Source organism: Streptomyces sp. NPDC013157, assembly GCF_042899865.1.
GTDB lineage: Bacteria > Actinomycetota > Actinomycetes > Streptomycetales > Streptomycetaceae > Streptomyces.
On the sequence record NZ_JBIBAK010000013.1, the window covers coordinates 99,088 to 123,557 of the forward strand.

Below are 24,470 nucleotides of genomic sequence, written 5' to 3' on the forward strand. Positions count from 1 at the left end.
CTGCTGTGACCGAACGGATCTGTTCGGTCACCGGGGCGAGTTTTCGGGGCGGCGGCCGGTTGTCGGTGGGGCGCCCTAGACTCGGAGAGCGATGAGCAGCCTCTTTGACGACAGCTTCCTGGCGAGCCTCCAGGCCCCCCGCGGCCATGACGAGGAACCCCCGCCGCCGCCCGAGGACGAGCACGCTCCGGAGTCGATTCCGGACGATCTGTTCGGCGGGAAGTTCGACGTGCCCCCGGACCGGGACGCCTACTACCGCGACGGCGCCGCCCGCCCGGCCCTGGACCCGGCCGCACTCCTGGAGGGGCTGAACGACAACCAGCGGGCCGCCGTCGTGCACGCCGGCTCCCCGCTGCTCATCGTGGCCGGCGCCGGTTCCGGCAAGACGCGCGTGCTCACCCACCGCATCGCCCACCTGCTCGGCGCGCGCCATGTGCACCCGGGCCAGATCCTCGCGATCACCTTCACCAACAAGGCCGCGGGCGAGATGAAGGAGCGGGTCGAGCACCTCGTCGGCCCGCGCGCGAACGCGATGTGGGTGATGACCTTCCACAGCGCCTGCGTGCGGATCCTCCGGAGGGAGAGCAAGAAGCTCGGCTTCACCTCCTCCTTCTCGATCTACGACGCGGCCGACTCCAAGCGCCTGATGGCCCTGGTCTGCCGCGACCTGGACCTCGACCCCAAGAGGTTCCCGCCGAAGTCGTTCAGCGCCCAGGTCAGCAACCTGAAGAACGAGCTGGTCGACGAGGAGGACTTCGCCGCCCGGGCGAGCGACGGCTTCGAGAAGACCCTCGCCCAGGCCTACGCCCTCTACCAGTCGCGGCTGCGCGAGGCGAACGCCCTCGACTTCGACGACCTGATCATGACGACGGTCAACCTGCTGCGCGCCTTCCCGGACGTCGCCGAGCACTACCGCCGCCGCTTCCGGCACGTCCTGGTGGACGAGTACCAGGACACCAACCACGCCCAGTACGCGCTCGTGCGCGAGCTGGTCGGCACCGGCGCGCACGACGAGAGCACCCCGCCCGCCGAGCACGACCTGCCTCCCGCCGAGCTCTGCGTCGTCGGTGACGCCGACCAGTCGATCTACGCCTTCCGGGGCGCCACGATCCGCAACATCCTGCAGTTCGAGGAGGACTACCCGAACGCGACGACGATCCTCCTGGAGCAGAACTACCGCTCCACCCAGACGATCCTCTCCGCCGCCAACGCGGTCATCGAGCGCAACGAGTCCCGCCGCCCGAAGAACCTGTGGACCAACGCGGGCGCGGGCGCGCAGATCACCGGTTACGTCGCCGACACCGAGCACGACGAGGCGCAGTTCGTCGCCGAGGAGATAGACCGTCTGACGGACGCGGGCGAGGCGAAGGCGGGCGATGTCGCCGTCTTCTACCGCACCAACGCGCAGTCCCGTGTCTTCGAGGAGATCTTCATCCGCGTCGGCCTGCCCTACAAGGTCGTCGGCGGCGTCCGCTTCTACGAGCGCAAGGAGGTCCGGGACGTCCTCGCGTACCTGCGGGTGCTGGCCAACCCGGAGGACTCGGTCCCGCTCCGGCGCATCCTCAACGTCCCCAAGCGCGGTATCGGGGACCGCGCGGAGGCGATGATCGACGCCCTTGCCCAGCGTGAGAAGATCAGCTTCCCGCAGGCGCTCAGGCGCGTCGACGAGGCGTACGGCATGGCCGCGCGGTCGACGAACGCGGTGAAGCGGTTCAACACGCTGATGGAGGACCTCCGTACGGTCGTGGAATCCGGCGCCGGACCCGCCACGGTCCTGGAGGCGATCTACGAACGCACCGGTTACCTGGCCGAGTTGCAGAGCTCGACGGACCCGCAGGACGAGACCCGCATCGAGAACCTCCAGGAACTCGCCTCCGTGGCACTGGAGTTCGAGCAGGAGTCCGGCGAGGGAGAGCAGCCGGGCGGGCTCGCCGACTTCCTGGAGCGGGTGGCCCTGGTCGCCGACTCCGACCAGATCCCCGACGAGGACGAGAACGGCGACGGCGTCATCACCCTGATGACCCTGCACACCGCCAAGGGCCTCGAGTTCCCGGTGGTGTTCCTGACCGGTATGGAGGACGGCGTCTTCCCGCACATGCGCTCCCTCGGCCAGACCAAGGAGCTCGAGGAGGAACGGCGCCTCGCCTACGTCGGCATCACGCGCGCGCGGGAGCGGCTCTACCTCACGCGGTCGGCGATGCGCAGCGCCTGGGGCCAGCCGTCGTACAACCCGCCCTCGCGCTTCCTGGAGGAGATCCCGGGCGCGTATCTGGAGTGGAAGCGGACCGGGGCGACGGCGCCGGTCTCCTCCGGGCCCGCCGCGGGCGTGGCGGCCTCGCTCTCCTCGACCCGCTCGCGCTCCTCGGCGTCGGGCGCGTCCGGCTTCGCCACCCGGCGGACCTCGGAGAAGCCGGTGGTCTCGCTGGCGGTCGGCGACCGCGTGACCCACGACCAGTTCGGCCTCGGCACGGTCGTCGCGGTGAAGGGCACGGGCGGCAACGCGGAGGCGACGATCGACTTCGGCGACGCCAAGCCGAAGCGGCTGCTCCTTCGGTATGCGCCGGTGGAGAAGCTGTAGTGGAGAAGGCGTAGCGGCGAAGGCGCGGTACCGGGCCCCGCTGCGGCGGGGCCCGCCGGTATCGGCCGGCTCAGGTCGGGTCGAGCCCGTGGCTGCGCAGCCACGGCAGCGGGTCTATGGCGGCGCCGCCGGCCGGCCTGACCTCGAAGTGCAGGTGCGGGCCAGTCGAGTTGCCGGAGTTCCCGGAGTACGCGATCGGGTCGCCGGCCCTCACCGTCGTACCCGCGGCGACGCGGTACGACGAGAGGTGGCAGTACCACGTCTCCGTGCCGTCCTTCGCCGTCACGATCATCATGTTGCCGTAGGCACTGTTCCACTTGGTGGAGACGACGCCGTCGGTCGCGGCCATCACCGTCGTGCCGTAGGAGACGGGGAAGTCGATGCCCGTGTGGACGGACATCCAGTTGACGCCGGCCTGGCCGAAATAGGCGCTGAGGCCTTTCTGCGTGACCGGCAGCACGTACTTCGGGCGCAGCCGCTCCTTGCGGGCCGCCTCCGCCGCCGCCTTCTTCTTCTCGGTCTCCTGCTGGGCCTTGAGGTCGATGCGCTCCTGCGTCCGGCTGGCCCGGTCGGCGAAGTCGTCGGCGCCCGCCGAGAGCGTCCGCAGCTGGGCGTCCAGCTTGCTGTTGGCGGCGGACGGTTTCACCGACTGCGCGTCGGAGGCGGAGGCGGTGGTGTCCTTGCCGTCGTCGGTCAGGCTGCCGACCGAGGCGGCCGCGATTCCGGCGACCCCCATCACGCACACGGAGGGCACGGCGACGGTCAGCAGGGCCGACCGCTTGGGAGGCGTACGGCGGCGGGAACGCGCCCCCGCGCGGGAGCCTGCGCGAGTCGCGGGCGTGGCCGGGGTGACCTCTTCCTGGTCCTCCAGCAGTGGCGTTACTGCAGGCAGTTCACCGGTCGCGGCCGGCTCCGTATCGTCCGGGGAGTCCACCGTGGACTCCTCGAACGCGTCGTGTCCGCCGTACTCCCCGTACTCCGCCTGCTCCCCGTACGGCCCGTGCTCCGCCTGGTCCGCGTGCTGCTCGAAGTCCGCGTAGGGCTCGTGCTGTTGCCCGTGTTCGGGTTCGGGGGCCTGCGCCGGGGTGCCGTCGGAGTTCCACTGCGTGGCGTCGTACACGCCGGTGTCGAAGGCCTGGGTGCCCCACTCCCACTGCTGGGTCGCACCGGCCATGCCCGACTGGTCGGGCTGGAGCCAGGCGTTCGCGTCCCAGTGGCCGCTGGTGTCGGCGGCCGTGCCCTGCGCCGGGACGGTCCATGCGGTGCTGTCGTAGGCGCCGGAGTCGTAGGCGGCGTGGTGCTGGGCCGCGTACGGGTCGTAGTTCAGCGTCTGGCCGCCGGAAGTCTGCCACTGCGTGGTGTCGTACGCCCCGGTGGCCTGGCCCTCGCCGGGGAGGCTGCCGAAGAGCGGGTCGCTGTGGAACGCGGTACCGGTGGCGGTGTGGTCGCCGTACGTGGTGAAGTCGCCGTACTGGGCTTCCTGCGTGCCGTACGGCGCGTAGTGCGCCTCATCGGCGTCGGAAGCCGGGGCCGGGGTGGTCATGGTCCCCGACGGGTGACGGTCGTTCACCAACTTCTCTTTCGCCTCGACAACAGGGGCTGCCAGAGCAGTGCGGCGACTGTACCCGGCGGTATGCGGGCGCGACAATCTTCAACAGGTTTCGCTGTTTCGGGAAACGGGCATTCGGCCGTGTTTCGGGGGACGACGGGCGCGGGTTTGGCCTTGTGTTCGAGGAGTGTTCGAGGTGAGTGGTGGTCCTCGGCGGTCCCCGACGGCCCCGGCGACCCCGAACCGGGCGCTCCGGTACGTCCTCAGGCCACCGTCAGGCCGCCCGCGATCCGCTCTTCCGGATGTGTTTCGTCGAGGGCCTGCCGTATACCGGTCGCGACCGCCGGGTGGACGGGCAGGGCGAGGTGGCCGATCCCGGTCACCCGCACGTTCGTCGCCATGAGGTCGGGATGGTCGATGCGGGCCGTCTCCACCGGCTCCATCAGTGAGTCGAGGTCGCTCCAGAAGCTCACGAACCGGGTACGGCAGCCGGGCGCGGGCCGGGTCAGGTCCTCGATGACGTCCGAGCCGGGGCGCATCTGCCGCACGATCGGGTGCGCGTCCGCCAGCGGCGCCACCCGGGTGCCGGAGTGCGGGGTGCCGAGCGTCACCAACGTGCGGACGCGCAGGTCACCGCCGAGGCGCTGGACGTAGTAGCGGGCGATCAGCCCGCCGAGGCTGTGCCCGACGATGTCGACCCGGCCGCTGCCGGTGCGCTCGCAGATCTCCTCGATGTGCCGGCCGAGAAGCTCGGCGGCGGTGCGGATGTCGCAGGTCAGCGGCGAGTAGTTGAGTGACTCGACGCGCTGGCCGCCGTGCTGGGCGAGGGCGCGGCGCAGCAGGACGAAGACCGAGCGGTTGTCGATGAAGCCGTGCAGCAGTACGACCGGCGGGGCCGCCCGGACCGGCAGCCGGGCCGTGCCGTCGAGCGTCGCGGACGGTGCGGGCGGTACGGCTGACCGGCGCTCGGGGGTGAGGCCGGTCGGGTAGAGCAGCAGGTGCCCGGCCAGGATCGCGGCCTCCAGGGCGGTCGACTTCAGGAGGGCGAGCGACAGGCCGGCGAGTCTGCTGGGCAGGAAGCGGCGGCAGAACGGGAGAAAGGGCTCCAGCAGTACCTCGGTGACCTTCATCGGCCGACCTCCTGTCGGCACGCCGAGGACAGCTCCGTCCCCCGTGTGCCCTCATGGGGAGGCCGGGCGGAGGCGGCGGGGGCGGCCGGCTGCGACGACTGCCGCGTCGCGTGTCCGTACCGTCCCCGCGGACCACGCTGCGGCTCCCCGACGTGTCCCGCTGTGTGTGATTTCCCCCTCTGTAACCTCCGCGAAACTGCCGGTTGCGGGATGCTGGAGATAACGTTCGTTCACTTGGGGTGGGTGGCGGAACGCGCTGAATGTGCGGTACTTCTCGGTACGCATGGATGTTGGCGTGTTCGTTTCGTGGTCATGGAGGCAGTGATGGGTGTGGCAGCCGGTCCGATCCGTGTGGTGGTGGCCAAACCGGGGCTCGACGGCCACGACCGCGGGGCCAAGGTCATCGCGCGGGCGCTGCGCGACGGGGGCATGGAGGTCATCTACACCGGGCTCCACCAGACGCCGGAGCAGATCGTCGACACGGCCATCCAGGAGGACGCCGACGCCATCGGCCTCTCCATCCTCTCCGGCGCCCACAACACCCTCTTCGCCGCGGTCATCGACCTCCTCAAGGAGCGTGACGCCGAGGACATCCTCGTCTTCGGCGGCGGCATCATCCCCGAGGACGACATCGCCCCGCTCAAGGAGAAGGGGGTCGCCGCGATCTTCACGCCGGGGGCGACGACGGCGTCGATCGTGGAGTGGGTCCGGGAGAACGTGCGGCAGCCGACCCAGGCGTAGGCCGCGTTCGCGGGGGGCCGACTTCGGGGGTGCGGGTCGTGCGTCGGCTGCGGGCTGGCGGGGGCTGGTCGCGCAGTTCCTTCTCCAGCCTTCGGACGGGGGTACCCCCAGCGCCCCTTTCGGGGCGCCGTTGCTTGCGTTTCTTATGGGGCGCGGCCGTCGAGTTCTGAGAGCATTGCCGCCCGCAGTCTCAAGGTTGTGACCAGGCGCTGGAAGGCTTCTGCCCAGTAGCCGCCGGCTCCCGGTGAGGCGTCCTCGCGTTCGTCCGGTATGGCGAGGAGCGCGTCCAGGCGGCCGACTTCCGCGGGGTCGAGGCAGCGCTCGGCCAGGCCCATCACCCCGCTGAAACTCCACGGGTAACTCCCCGCGTCCCGCGCGATCTCGAGGGCGTCCACCACGGACCGGCCGAGTGGGGCGGACCACGGTACGACGCACACGCCGAGCAGCTGGAACGCCTCCGACAGACCGTGTGCCGCGATGAAGCCGGCCACCCAGTCGGCGCGCTCCCCGTCCTCCAGCGTGCCCAGCAGCTTGGCCCGCTCGGCCAGGGACACCGCGCCCGGACCGCCCGCCTCCGGTGCCGCCGGCGCCCCCAGCAGGGCTCTCGCCCACTGGGCGTCCCCCTGCCGTACGGCGGCCCGGCACCAGGCCGCGTGCAGCTCGCCCTGCCAGCCGTCCGCCACCGCCAGCGCCACGATCTCCCGGGGCGTCCGGCCGCCGAGCCGGGCCGGCCACGCGGAGAGCGGGGCCGCCTCCACCAACTGCCCCAGCCACCATGACCGTTCGCCGCGTCCGGTCGGCGGTTTGGCCACCACGCCGTCGCGCTCCATCCCCGGGTCGCACTCCGGCGGTGCCTCCACCGCGATCACCGGTCCGTCCCCGGTGTGATCGACCGCCACGCACGCCCCGGCCCGCACCGCCATCCGCCCGGCGAGCGCCGAGCCGGGCAGCGCGGACAGCAGCTCGGCCGCCGTCGTCCGCACGTTACGGCTGCGGTCCGACAGCGCCTGCTCCAGGAACGGCTCGTCTCCCGCGGCCAGTCCGGTGCGCAGCGAGTCGAGGAACATCAGCCGGTCCTCGGCCCGCTCGGTCGACCAGGTCCCGGCCAGCAGCTCGCGCGCCGCCTCCGGCGAACGGGCCCGCAGCGCGGCCAGCAGGGCGACCCGCTCGGCGAACAGCCCCTCCTGCCACAGCTGCCGTATCGCGTCGGTGTCCTCGGGGCCGGGCAGCGCCGCACCGCCGCCCGGGGCCGCGCGCAGGGCGAACCGCCAGTCCTGGTTGAGCCGGGCCAGCCACAGGGCGCGCGGTCCGGCGAAGGCCAGCGCGGCGGGCCGCAGGTCGGTTCGGCCCCGGGCCGCGTCCAGCAGCGCGGGCAGCACCTGCGGGGGCGCGGCGAACCCGCGTGCGTTGGCCGCAGCGAGCCACTGCGGCAGCAGCTCCATCAGGTCGGGCGAGGTGCCCCGGCGGCCACCGGTCGCGGTGCCGGGGCGGTCGGACAGCAGCATCGCCAGTCTGCGTGCCGCGGCGGCCGGCAGCGCGGGGCGCGGGTCCCCGGGGGCCGGATCGGAGCGGCGCGCGGCCGGTGCCGGACGCAGCCCGGCCCGCCGCCGTACGGTCGCCACGGCCGCCTCGTCCAGCAGGGCCACCGGGGCCTCGCGGGCCGGCCCGCCGGTCGCGGGCGGCCGCCGGTCCGTGCCCAGCAGAGCCGTGGTGACGAGATCCTCCCAAGCGGTCACGGGGTTCCCCTTCCACGAGATCCAGGAGTTCTGCGGGTTCTTCGGGTTCTACGAGTTCTGCGAGCCGGTTCGGGTGCCGGCCGGGTCAGCACAGCGGTACCGCCTCGCCCGCTCCCCCCGGCCAGGCCGTCAGCGGGGTGAAGCCGCGGTGGCCGCACTCGCCGAAGACCGTGACCGGGGCGCCGCCCGAGAGCGCGACGAGCCGCCACAGACCCGGCCCGGAACGGGCGCCGGGAGCCAGGGGCAGCGCCGACTCGGCCTCGGCGTCCGCCAGTTGCCACGAGTCGCCGTCCGGGACCGGCACGACCCGGTCGAGCGTCACCGGCACCGAGTCCAGCCACGGGTCGTCGCGCAGCGCCTCCCCGTACCGGGCCGCCGCCTGAGCCGTCGGTACGCCCGGCGGCCGTGCCGACAGGGGCGCGGGTGCGGCGAACCGCTCGCCCAGCGCCGCCCGGTGCTGACCCGCGCCCGGATAGGCGGACAGCTCCGCGTCCAGGGCGAGGCCGACCGGCAGCGCCAGCTCGGGGGCGCGGCCGGCCGCGCCGTAGGAGAGGAGCAGCGCCGTACGGCCCGAGTCGGCGCCGTGCAGCCAGATCCGGCGGGTCGTCAGCTTCGCGTCCGCCGTGTCGTACTGGGCGAGGACCAGCCAGCGGTCGCGCACCGGCGGGCCGTCCGCCGAGGCGGGCAGGCCGACCCGGGAGCGGACCGTGGCCGCGAGACCCGCCGGGAGCCGGTCGCGGTGCAGCCAGCCCTGGTCGAGCAGGTGCAGCAGCGCGCACTCCTCGAGCAGCCGCACCGGCCAGCCCGGTCCGGAGCCTGGTATCGCCCCCAACTCCCGCACCCGCGCGGCCAGTCCGGGGGCCTGGGCGTCGACCATGCGGGCCGCCGTCTCCTCCCACAGCCCGTACCCCGCCTGCTCGGCCGCGGCCAGCCCGCCGCGCAGCAGGTCGGACAGCCGCTGCTCCAGCTCCGTGGCGCCCGCCGTGACCCGCTCGGCCCGCTGCTCCGCCCGGCGCCGGGCCGCCTCCGGATCAGCCGCGGCCGGGGAACTCCCGGTGCCCGCCGCCCGTTTCCCCTCAGCGCGCTCGCGTCTGCCCGCGATCCACTGCTCGGCCCAGTCCGGCGGCTGCTGCGCAGCCGGCACCGAGTCGTCCGCGCCGGCCCAGAGCAGGAGCAGCCCGAGGGCGTGTTTGCAAGGGAACTTCCGGCTCGGGCAACTGCACTTGTAGGCCGGCCCCGCCGGGTCGGCGATGTCCACGATCGTCTGGTACGGCTTGCTGCCGCTGCCCTTGCACAGTCCCCATACCGTCCCCTCCTCGCAACTCCCGGCCCCGGACCACGGCCCCGCCGCCCCGAGCCTGCTTCCCGCTTTGCGTGACGCGGCGTCAGGCGCCAGGGCCAGCACCTGGTCCGCGCTCCAGCGCACCCCCTGCTGAGTCATGTCATCGAAGGTAGATCCCGCCACTGACAATCGCCTTGGCGAGCACGTCTGTGCAGGTCAGAGCGATTGTCAGTGGCGTGGTGCACGGTGGACACCAGATCCGAACCGGCCGAGCTGGAGGGGGCCTCAGCCATGACTGTGTCCGTGGAACCGACCGACCCGACGACCGTCGAGAGCGCACTGCGACCGCACGCCGAGCACGCCTTCGCCGCCGAACTCGCGGCACTGGCCGCACAGGACGACCGGCCGCGCCCGGCCCGCTGGAGGCTGTCGCCGTGGGCGGTGGCCACCTATCTGCTCGGCGGCACCCTGCCGGACGGCACGGTGATCACGCCGAAGTACGTCGGCCCGCGCCGCATCGTCGAGGTCGCCGTCACCACCCTCGCCACCGACCGCGCCCTGCTCCTGCTCGGCGTGCCCGGCACCGCAAAGACCTGGGTCTCCGAGCACCTGGCCGCCGCCGTCAGCGGCGACTCGACCCTGCTGGTGCAGGGCACGGCCGGCACCCCGGAGGAGGCGATCCGCTACGGCTGGAACTACGCGCAGCTGCTCGCCCACGGCCCGAGCCGGGACGCCCTCGTGCCCAGCCCCGTCATGCGGGCCATGGCGGAGGGCATGACGGCCCGGGTCGAGGAGCTCACCCGGATCCCCGCCGACGTCCAGGACACGCTGATCACGATCCTGTCCGAGAAGACCCTGCCGATCCCCGAGCTGGGCCAGGAGGTGCAGGCGGTACGCGGCTTCAACCTGATCGCCACCGCCAACGACCGCGACCGGGGCGTCAACGAGCTCTCCAGCGCCCTGCGCCGCCGCTTCAACACCGTGGTGCTGCCACTGCCGGAGAGCCCGGACGCCGAGGTCGACATCGTCGCGCGCCGCGTCGACCAGCTCGGCCGCTCCCTGGACCTGCCGGCCATGCCCGACGGCATCGAGGAGATCCGCCGTGTCGTCACCGTCTTCCGCGAGTTGCGCGACGGCGTCACCGCCGACGGCCGCACCAAGATCAAGTCACCGAGCGGCACGCTCTCCACGGCCGAGGCGATCTCCGTCGTCACCAACGGCCTCGCTCTGGCGGCCCACTTCGGGGACGGCGTGCTGCGGGCCGGCGACGTGGCGGCCGGCATCCTCGGCGCCGTCGTCCGCGATCCGGCCGCCGACCGGGTCGTCTGGCAGGAGTACCTGGAGACGGTCGTCCGCGAGCGGGACGGCTGGAAGGACTTCTACCGCGCCTGCCGCGAGGTGAGCGCGTGAGCGACGACACGGCGTGGCGGCGGTCGCCCGGCCCCGGACCGCTGCTGCTGGGGGTACGCCACCACGGACCCGGCTCCGCGCGGGCGGTACGGGCCGCGCTGGACGCCGCCCGGCCGCGGGCGGTGCTGATCGAGGGCCCGCCCGAGGCCGACGCGCTGGTCCCGCTGGCCGCCGACCCGGAGATGCGGCCACCGGTCGCGCTCCTCGCGCACGCCGTGGACGAGCCCGGCCGCTCGGCGTTCTGGCCGCTGGCCGACTTCAGCCCCGAGTGGGTGGCGCTCCGCTGGGCCCTGGAGCACGAGGTTCCGGCCCGCTTCATCGACCTGCCGGCCACGCACACGCTGGCGTGGGAGCGGCAGGAGGACCCGCGCGAACCGGAGGACCGCTCCGGCGCCGGGCAGCAGCAGGTCCGCGTCGACCCCCTCGCCGCGCTCGCCGAGGCCGCCGGCTACGACGATCCCGAGCGCTGGTGGGAGGACGTCGTCGAGCACCGCGGCGGGGCCGGGGAGCGGGACGTGTTCGCGCCGTTCACCGCGGTGGCGGAGGCGATGGGGGCGCTGCGGGAGACGTACGGGGGCGGTGGCCGCGACCGCGATCCCGTGCGGGAGGCCCACATGCGGCTCCGGCTGCGCGCCGCACAGCGGGAGTTCGGGGAGCAGATCGCGGTGGTGTGCGGGGCGTGGCACGTGCCGGCGCTGCGCGCGAAGAGCACCGTCGCCGCCGACCGGGAACTGCTGAAGGGGCTCCCCAGGGTCAAGGCGGACATGACCTGGGTGCCGTGGACGAACCGCCGGCTGGCCCGGGCGAGCGGTTACGGCGCCGGCATCGACTCGCCGGGCTGGTACGGACATCTGTTCCGCGCCCCGGACCGGCCCGTGGAGCGGTGGCTCACCAAGGTGGCCGGACTGCTCCGCGAGGAGGACCGGATCGTCTCCTCGGCCCATGTCATCGAGGCGGTCCGGCTGGCCGAGACGCTCGCGGTGATGCGCGGCCGCCCGCTGCCCGGCCTCGGTGAGACGACCGACGCGGTGCGGGCGGTGCTCTGCGAGGGCTCGGACGTCCCGCTGGCGCTGGTGCACGACCGGCTCGTGGTCGGGGACGTGCTGGGGGAGGTGCCGGAGGCGGCGCCCGCGGTGCCGTTGCAGCGGGACCTGGCCCGGGAGCAGCGCCGGCTCAGGCTGAAGCCGGAGGCGCTGGAGCGGGAGCTGGAGCTCGACCTGCGCAAGGAGGGCGACGCCGGCCGCAGCCGGCTGCTGCACCGGCTGCGGCTGCTCGGTGTCGGGTGGGGGGAGCCCGCGCAGTCGCGGGGGAGCACGGGCACGTTCCGGGAGACGTGGCGGCTGCGCTGGGAGCCGGAGCTGTCGGTGCGGGTGGCCGAGGCCGGGGTGTGGGGGACGACCGTCGAGGGCGCGGCGACGGCGAGGGCCGAGGCCGACGCGGTGCAGGCGAGCGCCCTCGCCGACGTCACCGGGCTCGCCGAGCACTGCCTGCTCGCCGGGCTGCCGGACGCGCTGCCGGTGGTGATGCGGGCGCTCGCCGACCGGGCCGCGCTGGACACGGACGTCGGCCGGCTCGCCCAGGCGCTGCCCGCCCTGGTCCGCTCCCTGCGCTACGGCGACGTCCGGGGCACCGACACCCGGGCGCTCGCGGAGGTCGCCGCGGGTCTCGCCGAACGCGTCTTCGTCGGGCTCCCGCCGGCCTGCACCGCCCTCGACGCGGACGCGGCCGACGAGATGCGCGGCCATGTGGACGCGGTGCACACGGCGGTGGGACTGCTCGGGGAGGCGGCGGCACCGGCCGGATCCGGCCACTCGGACCTCCGCCCCCGCTGGCGGGCCGTGCTGCGCACGCTCTCCGGGCGGGACACCGTGCCCGGGGTGCTGCGCGGGCGGGCCGTGCGGATCCTGCTGGACGAGGGGGAGCTGGGGCCACAGGAGGCGGCGCGGCTGATGGGGCTGGTGCTCTCGCCGGGAACCCCGCCGGCGGACGCGGCCGCCTGGATCGAGGGGTTCGTCGGCGGGAGCGGCGGGGGCGGGATGCTGCTGGTGCACGACGAGCGGCTGCTCGGCCTGGTCGACGCATGGCTGACCGGGGTGCCGGCGGAGGCGTTCACGGACGTGCTGCCGCTACTGCGCCGGACGTTCTCGGTGTACGAGCCGGGGGTGCGCCGGACGATCGGCGAACTGGTGCGCCGTGGCCCGGGGGAGCGGCTCCAGGGGGCGGGGCAGGCCGGCGGGACACCGGGTTTCGGCGCCGAGCCGGACGCCGGGCGCGCCGACGCCGTACTGCCGGTGCTGCGGCTGCTGCTCGGCCTCGATGAACTCGATGCGGCGGAAGACGCATCGGAAGACGCGGTGGAAGACGCGGCGAATCCGGACAACGACCTTGTGGAGGCGGGGAGATGACACCGGATACTCCGGATACTACGGACGCAGCCGTCGGCACCGGCACCGCTGAACCCGCGCAGGAGCGGCTGCGGCGGTGGCGATTGGTGCTCGGGGGTGAGGCCGCCGACGGGACCGGGTGCGCGCTGTCGGGGCGGGACGCGGCGATGGACGGGACGCTGGCCGCGCTCTACGGGAAGGGGGACAGGGCGCAGTCGGGGCGGGAGCGTTCGGCGGGGCTGGGCGCGTCGGCGCCGTCGGTGGCGCGCTGGCTCGGGGACATCCGGACGTACTTTCCCTCCTCCGTCGTGCAGGTCATGCAGCGTGACGCCATCGACCGGCTCGGGCTGGCCTCGCTGCTGCTCGAACCGGAGATGCTGGAGGCGGTGGAGGCGGACGTGCACCTGGTCGGCACCCTGCTCTCGCTCAACAAGGCGATGCCGGAGACGACGAAGGAGACGGCCCGGGCGGTCGTGCGCAAGGTCGTCGAGGACCTGGAGAAGCGGCTGGCCACCCGTACCCGGGCGACCCTCACCGGCGCCCTCGACCGCAGCGCCCGCATCAGCCGTCCGCGCCACCACGACATCGACTGGAACCGCACCATCGCGGCCAACCTCAAGCACTACCTGCCCGAGTACCGGACGGTGGTGCCGGAGCGACTGATCGGGTACGGCCGGGCGTCGCAGTCGGTGAAGAAGGAGGTGGTGCTCTGCATCGACCAGTCCGGGTCGATGGCGGCCTCGGTGGTGTACGCCTCGGTGTTCGGGGCGGTGCTGGCGTCCATGCGGTCGATCGACACCCGGCTCGTCGTCTTCGACACCGCGGTGGTCGACCTCACGGACCAGCTGGACGACCCGGTGGACGTCCTGTTCGGCACCCAACTCGGCGGCGGGACGGACATCAACCGGGCGCTGGCGTACTGCCAGTCGCAGATCACCCGGCCTGCGGAGACCGTCGTCGTCCTCATCAGCGACCTCTACGAGGGCGGGATACGCAACGAGATGCTGAAGCGGGTCGCGGCGATGAAGGCGTCGGGCGTCCAGTTCGTGGCGCTGCTCGCGCTGTCGGACGAGGGCGCGCCGGCGTACGACCGGGAGCACGCGGCCGCGCTCGCGGCACTGGGGGCACCGGCGTTCGCGTGTACACCGGACCTCTTCCCCGAGGTGATGGCGGCGGCGATCGAGAAGCGGCCGATCCCGGTGCCGGACACCGTGTGACGACCGCACGGGAGGGTGACTTGTCGACTCGGCGAGGTCCGCCACGGCCGCCAAAAGGGACATGAGTATCCATCGGTAACGGGGGGCTTGCGCACCCTCGGGAGTCCCGTGCAAGGATCGAAGTCTCCACTGGTCTTTCACCGGCCTTCACGCCGTTGGACCCCTTCTGCTCTGTTCCGCCGCACGGAGGATCCTCCCCGCCTTGACCTCGCCAGCAGTTCTGTCCGGTGCCGCCGTGCGCGTGCTGCGCACGGCGCCCGGTCGGCGTGCGCTGCAACTGGCGCTGCTGGTCGGCGGACTGCTCGCGCTCGGCTTCCTCTGCGGGCAGCAGGCACAGGCGGCCGAGGGAGTGCCGTCGACGCCGCCGTCGTCGACGTCGACGGCACCGTCGTTGACGTCCGCGGTGACCAGGCGGCTCCCGCTGCGGGACGTGGTGACGCCGCATCGGGAGCCCGGGGCGGCGCCGAAGTCCGTCGTCAAGGCCGTGCCGGTGGTGGACGGCGTCGGCGACGTCGTCCGGTCCGTGACCGGCACGGTGAGCGACACGGTGACCGGGACCGTGACCTCTCCTGTCGTCTCGGCCTTGACCGAGACGGTGCGGCAGGTGACGGAGCTGCCCGCCGTGCCGGTGGTGCAGGTGCCGGAGCTTCCCGTCGTCTCCGACCCGCCGGCCGAGTCGGACCCGAACCCGGTGACGCCGGTGCCCGGACGCACGCAGGCGCAGCCGCGGACACCGGTCGCGCACGACGCGGGGCACGAGAAGCCCCGTACGCAAGCCGCGACGGCAGCGGCGGCGACCACCGCTGCGTCGTACGGGCCGCGGATCACCGCCGCCACCGTGACCTTCGCGTCCGGCAAGGCGCCGCACACCGGCACCCGCCGTGCCGGCCGCGCCGCCGACGCTCCCGCCCACCCCGCGCCCGCCGGTGACCCGGACGGCGCGCTGGGCAAGTCGGCCGTGGACGGCGCCGCCTCCCGGCACGGCGACGTACACGCCGTGACCTCCGCCGGCCGGGCGCCGCTCAGGCACGCGCCCGGTGCCGCCGCGCGGCTCGATGCGGCGGGGACCCGGGACAGGTACCGGGACATCCCCCTCTTCCCCGGCTAGGACCGGCGACCACCCTCCCCGCCACTGACCTGCCGCGCGGGGGCGGAACAGGTCCGCCCGCCCGCCCGGACCCTCGCGGATCCCCCTCCGGACTCCGTGAGCACGCCTCGGTTCCCCCTGCCGAGCGCTCCGGGCGGCGATGTCCCCAGCCGCGCTTCCGGCCCCACCGGAAGCTCTCCCGGCTCCGTGTGCGCGTGGAAGACGCGCCGGAGCCCCGAAGGACTGACGCACGCATGAACGAGTACATCGGCCGTTCCATGGTCACAGCCGCCGGCGGCACCTGGTCGTGGGCGTTCGGCCGGCCCGCAGCGGCCGGCGCCGAGGAGCCGCCCGCCGTGTCGAGCCGGGCGGCCCGGATCCGCGGTGCCCAGGCCATCCAGGGCGCCCGTGCGGCCCGTGCCGCGACGGCCACGGCCACGGCGCAGGCCACCGCCCGGGCTCACGCCCAGGCCCTCCAGAACCGCGCGATGACCATGCTCACGGACACCGCCCCCGGCCATCACCCCTTCCCCTCGGCCTACCCCTCCGCCTTCCCCTCGGCCGTCACCCCCCTCACCCCGGAGGCCGGCCACGGGGCGTAGGCCCGCGTGACCGGTTCTCTGCGACTCCGTGGGCCGATCGGTGCGGACGGCCGAATGCCGTCGGTCCGTCCGACCGGAATCCCACGGTTCGGGCCGGCCCTCTCCCCTGGGGCGGGGTGCGGCCGCCCGGCCCGAGGACCGGAAGTCCTCGGGGCCTGAGGCCTCACCGGGCCAACCCCAACCCGGTGAGGCCTCGCACTTCGCCCGCAAGGCGGCACGCCGTGCCACGAGAACCCCGGATACCAGGCATCATGTGACAGGTATCACCGCTCAGGTGTGACTCCCGATTTAGAGACCCTCAGCGAGCGGCGATAATCTGCGAGACGGACATGCCGCGCGCTCGGACACCGTGTGCGCACCCCTTGTGACACATTGCGGACGTCACGTTGCCCTTCGCGGCACGCCCACGCATCCAACGAACCGCGAGATCACTGATAGGGACGGAAGCGCGTGGACCTGTTCGAGTACCAGGCGAGGGACCTCTTCGCCAAGCACGATGTACCGGTGCTGGCCGGTGAAGTCATCGACACGCCTGAGGCGGCGCGCGAGATCACCGAGCGGCTGGGCGGCAAGTCCGTCGTCAAGGCGCAGGTGAAGGTCGGTGGTCGCGGCAAGGCCGGTGGCGTCAAGCTGGCCGCCTCCGCGGACGAGGCCGTCGCCCGTGCGACGGACATCCTCGGCATGGACATCAAGGGCCACACGGTCCACAAGGTGATGATCGCCGAGACCGCCCCGGAGATCCTCGAGGAGTACTACGTCTCCTTCCTCCTCGACCGTGCCAACCGCACCTTCCTCTCCATCGCCTCCGTCGAGGGCGGCATGGAGATCGAGGAGGTGGCGGCCACCCGCCCCGAGGCCGTCGCCCAGACCCCGATCAACGCGATCGACGGTGTGGACCTGGCCAAGGCCAAGGAGATCGTCGCCGCGGCGAAGTTCCCGGCCGAGGTCGCCGACAAGGTCGCCGACGTGCTGGTCAGGCTGTGGGACACCTTCGTCAAGTCGGACGCCCTCCTCGTCGAGGTCAACCCGCTCGCGAAGGTCGCCTCCGGTGACGTCATCGCCCTGGACGGCAAGGTGTCGCTCGACGACAACGCCGAGTTCCGTCACGACTGGGACGAGCTGCACGACAAGGCCGCGGCCAACCCGCTCGAGGCCGCCGCCAAGGAGAAGAACCTCAACTACGTCAAGCTCGACGGCGAGGTCGGCATCATCGGCAACGGCGCGGGTCTCGTCATGAGCACCCTGGACGTCGTCGCGTACGCCGGTGAGAACCACGGTGGCGTGAAGCCCGCCAACTTCCTCGACATCGGCGGCGGCGCCTCCGCCCAGGTCATGGCGAACGGCCTGGAGATCATCCTCGGCGACCCCGACGTCAAGTCGGTCTTCGTCAACGTCTTCGGTGGCATCACCGCCTGCGACGAGGTCGCCAACGGCATCGTCCAGGCCCTGAAGCTCCTGGAGGACCGCGGCGAGGACGTCTCCAAGCCGCTCGTCGTCCGTCTCGACGGCAACAACGCCGAGCTGGGCCGCAAGATCCTCACGGACGCCAACCACCCGCTGGTGCAGCGCGTCGACACCATGGACGGCGCGGCCGACAAGGCCGCCGAGCTGGCAAACGCCGCCAAGTAAGCACTCAGGACGAGGACACAACACACCATGGCTATCTGGCTCAACAAGGACAGCAAGGTCATCGTCCAGGGCATGACCGGCGCCACGGGCATGAAGCACACCAAGCTCATGCTGGGCGACGGCACCAACGTCGTGGGCGGCGTCAACCCGCGCAAGGCGGGGCAGACCGTGGACTTCGACGGCACCGAGGTACCCGTATTCGGTACGGTCGCCGAGGCCGTCGAGAAGACCGGCGCCAACGTCTCCGTCATCTTCGTGCCGGAGAAGTTCACCAAGGACGCGGTCGTCGAGGCCATCGACGCCGAGATCCCGCTGGCCGTCGTGATCACCGAGGGCATCGCCGTGCACGACTCGGCGTCGTTCTGGGCGTACGCCGGCAAGAAGGGCAACAAGACCCGGATCATCGGCCCGAACTGCCCCGGCATCATCACCGTCGGCCAGTCCAACGTCGGCATCATCCCGGGCGACATCACCAAGCCGGGCCGCATCGGCCTGGTCTCGAAGTCCGGCACGCTGACGTACCAGATGATGTACGAGCTCCGTGACATCGGCTTCTCGACCGCCGTCGGCATCGGTGGCGACCCGATCATCGGCACCACGCACATCGACGCGCTCGCCGCGTTCGAGGCCGACCCCGACACCGACCTGATCGTCATGATCGGTGAGATCGGTGGCGACGCCGAGGAGCGGGCCGCGGACTTCATCGCGAAGAACGTGACCAAGCCGGTCGTCGGCTACGTCGCGGGCTTCACCGCCCCCGAGGGCAAGACCATGGGCCACGCCGGCGCCATCGTCTCCGGTTCGTCGGGCACCGCCCAGGCGAAGAAGGAGGCCCTGGAGGCCGCGGGCGTCAAGGTCGGCAAGACCCCGACCGAGACGGCGAAGCTGGCGCGCGAGATCCTGGCCGGCTGAGCGTCGCTCTCGACGCCGGTTGACTGAACGTCGGCAGGCCCGTCCCCGGGGTGGGGGCGGGCCTGCCGACGTTTCGCTCACCGGCGCTTGCCGGGTGCCGCCCGCGCCCACCCGTGCCGCCCCAGCGGCACGACTGCCCGCAGCCAGGAAGCCGACGCGACTGCAGCGCCCCGTCAGGGGCGCGGGGAACTGCGCGACCAGCCCCCACCGGCCCGCGGCCGACGTACTCACCTCGCTACCGGCACCAGTCTCTCCGGGCCGTTGTGAACAAGCCCCTGCAGTTTCAGCCGCAACGCCCGCTCCCCCGCCGACAACGGCCCCAGCCCCACCTCCGCCGGCACCCCGCTGATCGCCTGGGCCGGGCCGATCGGTGCCTCGTAGTGCGTCGGCGCCGTCCGCAGCGTGAGGGTGGTCGCCGCGATGATCGTCGCCGTGAAGGCGAGCGCGGACCGGGTCCAGAAACGGGTCCGCTGTTCGGCGTAGGTCCGCACGGTGGGCGGCTGGGCCGCCTGCAACCGCTCCGTCGAGGCCAGTTCGGCCAGCCGGCGGTGCAGCGCGGCGGGGTCGGCGAGTTCCGGCACCCGGTCGGCGACCAGCCGCCGCGCGCGGGTGAGCCGGCCGGCCGCCGCCGGCGTGCTCGCCTCCGTCTCCGCCGCGGTCTCCGGCAGGTCGAGGCCGACGCCGTCGTACAGCAACAGCGTGCGCCGGTACGTCGGCGGCAGCTTCAGCAGCGCCTCCAGGAGCGCGTGGTCGGCCGCGTCGGCCGGCGGTGGTTCGGGGTGGCGGTAGCGCAGCCGGAACCGGTGCCAGGGGGAGAGCGCACACTCGTGCGCCACCGCCCGCACCCAGCCGGCCGGGTCCCGGTCGCAGGCCACCTGCGGCCAGTTCTGCCAGGCGAGTTGGAAGGCCCGCTCGACGGCTTCCTGTGCCAGCTCCCGGCGGCCGGTGAGCAGGTAGGCCTGCCGCACCAGGGCCGGGGCGCAGAACGCGTAGAGCGCGTCGAAGGCCTGAGCGGGCGTCAGAGTGGGGGACGGTCCGGCCTCGTCGGTACGGGCAGGGCTCTGCGTCATCGGGCGCACCTCCCTTCGAAAAAGCACATAAACATATATTGAGCGACACTTCGGCTGTTCATCGGTTACGACGGAAAAGCGCGTGTCGTTGGGAGCATGGCGGTCGTGATTCGGATGACCGCCCGCCGACCGTCGTTGCCGTCCCGCCGACCGTCGTCGCCGCCGCTGCTCAGCCGGGTGCGCGACCGTTCCCCGGGACTGGGCGCGAGCCTGGCGGCCGGTGCGCTCGCGGCCGGACTCGGGCTCGGCGCCTTCGCCGTGCTGACGATCGCGCTGTGGGTCAGCTCGCCGTACCCCGACAGCGGCCCGGGCGGCGCGCTGCACGTCGCGGCCGCGCTGTGGCTGCTCGCCCACGGCGTCGAACTGGTCCGTACCGACACGCTGTCCGGAGTACCGGCCCCGGTCGGGGTGACGCCGTTGCTGCTGATCCTGGTGCCGGCGCTGCTACTGCACCGGGCGGCGCGGTACGCGGTGGACGCGCCGGACGTCGACGACCCCGACGCGCCGCCGCCGGTCCGCGCCCGTACGGCCTGGGCCGGGGTCGTCGCCGGCTACCTCGGCGTCGGCGGCTGCGCCGCCCTGTACGCGTCCGGTGGGGAACTGCGGCCCCAGTGGGCGTGGGTGGCGGTGTCCCCGCCGCTGCTCGCGGCGTGCGCGGCGGGCGCCGGGGTGTGGACGGCGTACGGCCGTCCGCGTGAACCGCTGCTGCGCCTGGTGCCGGTACTGCCGGGTGCGGTACGGCGGCGGCTGCTCGGGCGCGACACCCGGGTGCGGTGGGGTACGGCCCTCCGCGCGTCCCTCGCCGGGACGGCCGTGTTCTTCGGGGGCGGGACGCTGCTGCTCGCGGTGTCGCTGGTGGTGCACGGAGGCACCGCGCGGGCCTCGTTCCTGCAGCTGACGGAGGGCTGGACGGGCCGGTGCGCGGTGCTGTTCCTCTGCGTCGCGCTGATCCCGAACGCGGCGGTGTGGTCCGCGTCGTACGCCGTGGGCCCCGGCTTCGCGCTCGGCGCCGGGCATCTCGTGAACCCGCTGGCCTCGCATCCGGCACCGCTGCTCCCGCCCTTCCCGCTGCTGGCGGCCGTGCCGGAGCACGGTCCCGGAGCTCCGCTGAACTGGGCGGCCGGGGCGGTGCCGGTGGCGGCCGGGGCGACGATGGCGTGGTTCGTGGCGGCACGGGCGGCCGGGCGGCGCTGGTCGGCCGAGCGCACGGCGGGGGTGGTGGCACTGGCGGCACTGCTGTGCGCGCTCCTGCTCGCGGCGCTGGCCGAGCTGGCGGGCGGCCCGCTGGGCGTCGCCGCACTCACCGCCTTCGGTCCGGTCTGGTGGCAGACGGGTGCGGCGGCCGGCGGCTGGCTCCTCGCGGTGGGCCTGCCGGGAGCCCTGACGCTGCGGGCGTGGCGGCGGGAGGGCGCCGTCTCACTCGCCGCATGGCTGGGGTTCGCCGGGCGGAAGCCGCGGGACGGCCAGGACGCGGAGGAGGAGCAGACGCACGGGAGCCGTACGCCGTCGGCCTCGGCCCCCGCCCCGACCTCGCCCCCCGCCTCGACTCCGGCCTCGGCCGCCACCCCGGCCTCGGTCATCGTGGTCGGACTGCTGCCCGATCAGGCCGACGGCGACGGCGACACCTCCGAGCGGTACGAGGCGCTGCCGGCCGAGCCGCACGAGGTGCTGCCGGTCGACCCGCCGCCCGGCCCCTGGGAGGACGAGGCGGCGCGCAAGGCCCGCTGGACGGCGCTGCGGAAGCTGTCCGAGCCGACCGGGACGTCCGAGCCGGCCGAGCCGGGCAGGCCGGCCGAGGACACCGACGGCCCCTGACTCTCCCGGCTGCGCGTCACCCCCGTCCCGTCAGCTGTTCCCGCTCCCCAGTACCCCCCGCAGCTCCTGCGGCAGCAGGTGGTCGCAGGACTGCTTGGCCTCGTTGGTGAGGGCGTCCGAGACGCAGGTGTAGTAGTCGCGGTAGACCATCTGGGCCGTGAAGTTGGCCGCCACCAGGGCCAGTGCCAGGGACGCCGTGACCAGGCCGCTGATCGCCGCCGTCGTCTGGGGGCGGCCGGTGGCGGCCTCGTCCGGGTTGCGGGGCTTGGCGCGGAGCGCGCTGATGCCCCAGTAGAGAGCCAGGGCACCGAGCAGCAGTGCCACGTACGGCCAGCTGAAGAGCGCGAAGAGGAAGGCCCACATGCCGCACAGCAGCGCGTACCGCGCCCGCCGCTGGGCCGGGTCGGTCGGGTCCCAGCGCATGCCGGGTCCGCCGGGGCCGCCGGGGCCGTTCTGGCCGCCGCCGCCCGGGCCGCCGTCGGGACGCTGGCCGAAGCCGCCGGACTGCCGGCCGGGCTGGCGGTCGCTCCACTGACTGCCCCAGGGCGCTTCCCCGTCGTCGTCACCGGCCGGGCGGCGCGGCCGCCACGGGCTGTCCGGCGTGCCCTCCGGCGGCGGGGCGAAGGGGTTGTCGTCCTGCGGGTCGCCCTTCGGCCGGTCCGAGGGCGCGTCCGGCGGCGAGGCCGGCCGCTCCCGCAGCAGCACGGCGAAACGCGTCCCTCCCTGTACCGACTGCGGGGGGAGCATGCGAAGTCCCAGGCTGCGGTCCGGCATCAAGTGAGCGTCTTCCCCTAGATCAAGATGAACAGAACAGAGCTGATGGCTGGATACGGCGGATGGCTGCGGGCGACCGGCACGGCAGCCGAAACGACCGCCTACCCGGTGAACGCGTCGTATCCCGGACGCGTTCCCGCCTCGGTACCTCCCAGACGCTACCTTCCGGCCACGCCCCCGTCCCGTGGGGGCCGCCCGGTGTGCCGGTATCGTTGCTGACGGTCGGCCGCTTCGTAGACTTCCCCGTATCCCGGGGCGCGAAGCACTCGTACGAATGTACAAAGCGGGTGCGAGTCCGGCCGCCGTACCGACGCTTCCCCGAGAAAGGGCCCCACCGTGGCCGCCAAGCCCGTGGCCAAGCGCCTCGTCGTGCTGGTCTCCGGATCCGGCACCAACCTCCAGGCGCTCCTCGACGCGATCGCCGAGAACGGCGCCGAGGCCTACGGCGCCGAGGTCGTCGCCGTCGGTGCCGACCGAGCCGGCATCGAGGGGCTCGCGCGCGCCGAGCGGGCCGGGATCCCGACCTTCGTGACCAGGGTGAAGGACTTCGGGACCCGGGACGAGTGGGACCGGGCACTGGCCGACGCCGTGGCCGCCCACGAACCCGACCTCGTCGTCTCCGCGGGGTTCATGAAGATCGTCGGGAAGGAGTTCCTGGCGCGGTTCGGGGGGCGGACCGTCAACACGCACCCCGCGCTGCTGCCCAGTTTTCCGGGGGCCCACGCCGTACGCGACGCGCTCGCGTACGGCGCCAGGGTCACCGGCTGCACCGTCCACTTCGTCGACGACGGCGTCGACACCGGGCCGATCATCGCTCAGGGCGTGGTGGAGGTCCGGGACGAGGACGACGAGAGCGCTCTGCACGAGCGCATCAAGGACGTCGAGCGAAGGCTGCTCGTCGAGGTCGTGGGGCGGATCGCCCGCAACGGCTATCGCATTGAGGGACGAAAGGTAGTTATCCAGTGACCGCCGAGAGCACTGTCACGGCCGAGAGCGGCAAGCGGGCCATCCGTCGCGCGCTCGTCAGCGTCTACGACAAGACCGGGCTCGAAGAGCTCGCCCGCGGGCTGCACGAGGCCGGTGTCGCACTCGTCTCCACCGGCTCGACCGCCGCCCGCATCGCCGCCGCCGGCGTCCCCGTCACCAAGGTCGAGGAGCTCACCGGCTTCCCGGAGTGCCTGGACGGCCGGGTCAAGACCCTGCACCCCAGGGTGCACGCCGGCATCCTCGCCGACCTGCGCCTGGAGGACCACCAGCGGCAGCTGGCGGAGCTCGGCGTCGAGCCGTTCGACCTCGTCGTCGTCAACCTCTACCCGTTCCGCGAGACCGTCGCCTCCGGTGCCTCGCCCGACGAGTGCGTCGAGCAGATCGACATCGGCGGCCCCTCGATGGTGCGCGCCGCCGCCAAGAACCACCCCTCGGTCGCCGTCGTCACCAGCCCCGCCCGGTACGCCGACGTCCTCGCCGCGGTCGCCGACGGCGGCTTCGACCTCGCCACCCGCAAGCGGCTCGCCGCCGAGGCCTTCCAGCACACGGCGTCGTACGACGTGGCGGTCGCGAGCTGGTTCGCCTCCGAGTACGCGCCCGTGGACGAGTCGCAGTTCCCCGACTTCCTCGGTGCCACCTGGGAGCGCGAGAACACCCTGCGCTACGGCGAGAACCCGCACCAGCCCGCCGCCCTCTACGTCGACGCCAGCGGCGGCGGCCTCGCCAAGGCCGAGCAGCTGCACGGCAAGGAGATGTCGTACAACAACTACACGGACACGGACGCCGCGCGTCGTGCCGCGTACGACCACGACGAGCCGTGCGTCGCGATCATCAAGCACGCCAACCCCTGTGGCATCGCGGTCGGTTCGGACGTCGCCGAGGCGCACCGCAAGGCGCACGCCTGTGACCCGCTGTCGGCGTTCGGCGGGGTCATCGCCGTCAACCGGCCGGTGAGCAAGGAGATGGCCGAGCAGGTCGCGGAGATCTTCACCGAGGTCATCGTCGCCCCCGACTACGAGGACGGCGCCCTGGAGGCCCTCGCCAGGAAGAAGAACATCCGGGTGCTGAGGGCGCCGGGCGCCCCCGCCAACCCGGTCGAGGTCAAGCCCGTCGACGGCGGTGTGCTGCTCCAGGTCACCGACCGCCTCCAGGCCGACGGCGACGATCCGGCCAACTGGACCCTCGCGACCGGCGAGGCGCTGGGCGCGGCGGAGCTGGCGGAGCTCGCGTTCGCCTGGAAGGCCTGCCGGGCCGTGAAGTCCAACGCCATCCTGCTCGCCAAGGACGGCGCCTCGGTCGGCGTCGGCATGGGCCAGGTCAACCGCGTCGACTCCGCGAAGCTCGCCGTCGAGCGGGCGGGGGAGGAGCGGGCGCGCGGCTCCTACGCCGCCTCCGACGCGTTCTTCCCGTTCCCCGACGGCCTGGAGATCCTCACCGCGGCCGGCGTCAAGGCCGTGGTGCAGCCGGGCGGTTCGGTCCGTGACGAACTCGTCGTGGAGGCCGCCGAGAAGGCGGGCGTGACGATGTACTTCACCGGGACGCGGCACTTCTTCCACTGAGCCGCCGC

At 73.2% G+C, this 24,470-nt stretch carries 18 protein-coding genes; 12 read left to right on the plus strand and 6 right to left on the minus strand.

From position 1 onward, the window contains the following. Positions 1-91: 91 nt before the first annotated feature. Positions 92-2,578: a DNA helicase PcrA gene (gene pcrA, locus ACFY6U_RS33135; protein WP_390044114.1), complete on the plus strand. Its 2,487-nt coding sequence runs from the start codon at positions 92-94 to the stop codon at positions 2,576-2,578. Between the two features lie 70 nt (positions 2,579-2,648). Here pcrA and ACFY6U_RS33140 read toward each other — a convergent pair whose 3' ends face one another. Together ACFY6U_RS33140 and ACFY6U_RS33145 are read right to left on the minus strand one after the other, a co-directional pair. Continuing rightward, a complete protein-coding gene (locus ACFY6U_RS33140; RefSeq protein WP_390044116.1) occupies positions 2,649-4,148 on the minus strand; it encodes a M23 family metallopeptidase in 1,500 nt (499 codons plus the stop codon). Positions 4,149-4,390: 242 nt separating this feature from the next. Beyond that, entirely contained in the window at positions 4,391-5,257 is an 867-nt protein-coding gene (locus ACFY6U_RS33145) for an esterase/lipase family protein (RefSeq protein WP_390044118.1), read from the minus strand. A 324-nt stretch (positions 5,258-5,581) separates the two neighbouring features. On the opposite strand from ACFY6U_RS33145, the gene ACFY6U_RS33150 reads away from it, so the two are divergent. After that, positions 5,582-5,998, plus strand: coding sequence for a cobalamin B12-binding domain-containing protein (locus tag ACFY6U_RS33150; RefSeq protein ID WP_294008099.1), 417 nt, complete (start codon positions 5,582-5,584; stop codon positions 5,996-5,998). Positions 5,999-6,141: 143 nt separating this feature from the next. Here the strand turns inward: ACFY6U_RS33150 and ACFY6U_RS33155 are convergent, their stop codons facing one another. Together ACFY6U_RS33155 and ACFY6U_RS33160 are read right to left on the minus strand one after the other, a co-directional pair. Further along, entirely contained in the window at positions 6,142-7,755 is a 1,614-nt protein-coding gene (locus ACFY6U_RS33155; protein ID WP_390044452.1) for a DUF5691 domain-containing protein, read from the minus strand. Between the two features lie 64 nt (positions 7,756-7,819). After that, entirely contained in the window at positions 7,820-9,175 is a 1,356-nt protein-coding gene (locus ACFY6U_RS33160; protein WP_390044120.1) for an SWIM zinc finger family protein, read from the minus strand. A 132-nt stretch (positions 9,176-9,307) separates the two neighbouring features. On the opposite strand from ACFY6U_RS33160, the gene ACFY6U_RS33165 reads away from it, so the two are divergent. The 7 genes from ACFY6U_RS33165 to sucD all read left to right on the plus strand — a co-directional run bounded on the left by ACFY6U_RS33165 (position 9,308) and on the right by sucD (position 18,257). Next, positions 9,308-10,426 (plus strand): AAA family ATPase, encoded by a 1,119-nt coding sequence (locus tag ACFY6U_RS33165; protein WP_390044122.1) that lies wholly within the window; start codon positions 9,308-9,310, stop codon positions 10,424-10,426. Then, positions 10,423-12,831, plus strand: coding sequence for a DUF5682 family protein (locus tag ACFY6U_RS33170; protein WP_390044124.1), 2,409 nt, complete (start codon positions 10,423-10,425; stop codon positions 12,829-12,831). Before ACFY6U_RS33165 ends, ACFY6U_RS33170 begins: the two co-directional genes overlap by 4 nt. Beyond that, complete coding sequence (locus tag ACFY6U_RS33175; protein WP_390044125.1) at positions 12,828-14,027, plus strand: VWA domain-containing protein; 1,200 nt, start codon at positions 12,828-12,830, stop codon at positions 14,025-14,027. The genes ACFY6U_RS33170 and ACFY6U_RS33175 overlap by 4 nt, the downstream gene beginning before the upstream one ends. A 202-nt stretch (positions 14,028-14,229) precedes the next feature. After that, the gene (locus ACFY6U_RS33180) at positions 14,230-15,135 is read left to right on the plus strand and encodes a hypothetical protein (protein ID WP_390044127.1); all 906 of its coding nucleotides are present in this window, start codon (positions 14,230-14,232) and stop codon (positions 15,133-15,135) included. 233 nt (positions 15,136-15,368) lie between these two features. Beyond that, positions 15,369-15,716, plus strand: coding sequence for a hypothetical protein (locus ACFY6U_RS33185; RefSeq protein WP_390044128.1), 348 nt, complete (start codon positions 15,369-15,371; stop codon positions 15,714-15,716). 450 nt (positions 15,717-16,166) lie between these two features. Continuing rightward, positions 16,167-17,345, plus strand: a complete 1,179-nt coding sequence (gene sucC / locus ACFY6U_RS33190) for an ADP-forming succinate--CoA ligase subunit beta (RefSeq protein ID WP_390044130.1) — start codon at positions 16,167-16,169, stop codon at positions 17,343-17,345. Positions 17,346-17,372: 27 nt separating this feature from the next. Next, a complete protein-coding gene (gene sucD, locus ACFY6U_RS33195) occupies positions 17,373-18,257 on the plus strand; it encodes a succinate--CoA ligase subunit alpha (RefSeq protein WP_294008116.1) in 885 nt (294 codons plus the stop codon). A 227-nt stretch (positions 18,258-18,484) separates the two neighbouring features. On the opposite strand, the gene ACFY6U_RS33200 is transcribed toward sucD, so the two are convergent. Then, the gene (locus ACFY6U_RS33200; protein WP_390044132.1) at positions 18,485-19,327 is read right to left on the minus strand and encodes a sigma factor-like helix-turn-helix DNA-binding protein; all 843 of its coding nucleotides are present in this window, start codon (positions 19,325-19,327) and stop codon (positions 18,485-18,487) included. 96 nt (positions 19,328-19,423) lie between these two features. Here ACFY6U_RS33200 and ACFY6U_RS33205 point away from each other — a divergent pair, with 96 nt between their 5' ends. Beyond that, positions 19,424-21,142, plus strand: a complete 1,719-nt coding sequence (locus tag ACFY6U_RS33205) for a DUF6350 family protein (protein WP_390044134.1) — start codon at positions 19,424-19,426, stop codon at positions 21,140-21,142. A 30-nt stretch (positions 21,143-21,172) separates the two neighbouring features. On the opposite strand, the gene ACFY6U_RS33210 is transcribed toward ACFY6U_RS33205, so the two are convergent. Beyond that, the gene (locus ACFY6U_RS33210; protein ID WP_390044136.1) at positions 21,173-21,916 is read right to left on the minus strand and encodes a hypothetical protein; all 744 of its coding nucleotides are present in this window, start codon (positions 21,914-21,916) and stop codon (positions 21,173-21,175) included. Positions 21,917-22,252: 336 nt separating this feature from the next. Between ACFY6U_RS33210 and purN the strand changes: the two genes are divergently transcribed. Together purN and purH are read left to right on the plus strand one after the other, a co-directional pair. Further along, positions 22,253-22,882 (plus strand): phosphoribosylglycinamide formyltransferase, encoded by a 630-nt coding sequence (purN, locus tag ACFY6U_RS33215; RefSeq protein ID WP_390044138.1) that lies wholly within the window; start codon positions 22,253-22,255, stop codon positions 22,880-22,882. Then, a complete protein-coding gene (purH, locus tag ACFY6U_RS33220; RefSeq protein WP_390044140.1) occupies positions 22,879-24,462 on the plus strand; it encodes a bifunctional phosphoribosylaminoimidazolecarboxamide formyltransferase/IMP cyclohydrolase in 1,584 nt (527 codons plus the stop codon). The genes purN and purH overlap by 4 nt, the downstream gene beginning before the upstream one ends. Positions 24,463-24,470 lie beyond the last annotated feature (8 nt).

Excerpts from the sequence above, each read along its gene's own strand:
- ACFY6U_RS33185 (WP_390044128.1), top strand. The coding sequence starts at position 15,369 with ATGAACGAGTACATCGGCCGTTCCATGGTCACAGCCGCCGGCGGCACC.
- ACFY6U_RS33150 (WP_294008099.1), top strand. The coding sequence starts at position 5,582 with ATGGGTGTGGCAGCCGGTCCGATCCGTGTGGTGGTGGCCAAACCGGGG.
- ACFY6U_RS33165 (WP_390044122.1), top strand. The coding sequence starts at position 9,308 with ATGACTGTGTCCGTGGAACCGACCGACCCGACGACCGTCGAGAGCGCA.
- pcrA (WP_390044114.1), top strand. The coding sequence starts at position 92 with ATGAGCAGCCTCTTTGACGACAGCTTCCTGGCGAGCCTCCAGGCCCCC.
- ACFY6U_RS33210 (WP_390044136.1), bottom strand. The coding sequence starts at position 21,916 with ATGCCGGACCGCAGCCTGGGACTTCGCATGCTCCCCCCGCAGTCGGTA.
- ACFY6U_RS33160 (WP_390044120.1), bottom strand. The coding sequence starts at position 9,175 with ATGACTCAGCAGGGGGTGCGCTGGAGCGCGGACCAGGTGCTGGCCCTG.
- sucD (WP_294008116.1), top strand. The coding sequence starts at position 17,373 with ATGGCTATCTGGCTCAACAAGGACAGCAAGGTCATCGTCCAGGGCATG.
- ACFY6U_RS33175 (WP_390044125.1), top strand. The coding sequence starts at position 12,828 with ATGACACCGGATACTCCGGATACTACGGACGCAGCCGTCGGCACCGGC.
- ACFY6U_RS33145 (WP_390044118.1), bottom strand. The coding sequence starts at position 5,257 with ATGAAGGTCACCGAGGTACTGCTGGAGCCCTTTCTCCCGTTCTGCCGC.
- ACFY6U_RS33200 (WP_390044132.1), bottom strand. The coding sequence starts at position 19,327 with ATGACGCAGAGCCCTGCCCGTACCGACGAGGCCGGACCGTCCCCCACT.
- ACFY6U_RS33205 (WP_390044134.1), top strand. The coding sequence starts at position 19,424 with ATGGCGGTCGTGATTCGGATGACCGCCCGCCGACCGTCGTTGCCGTCC.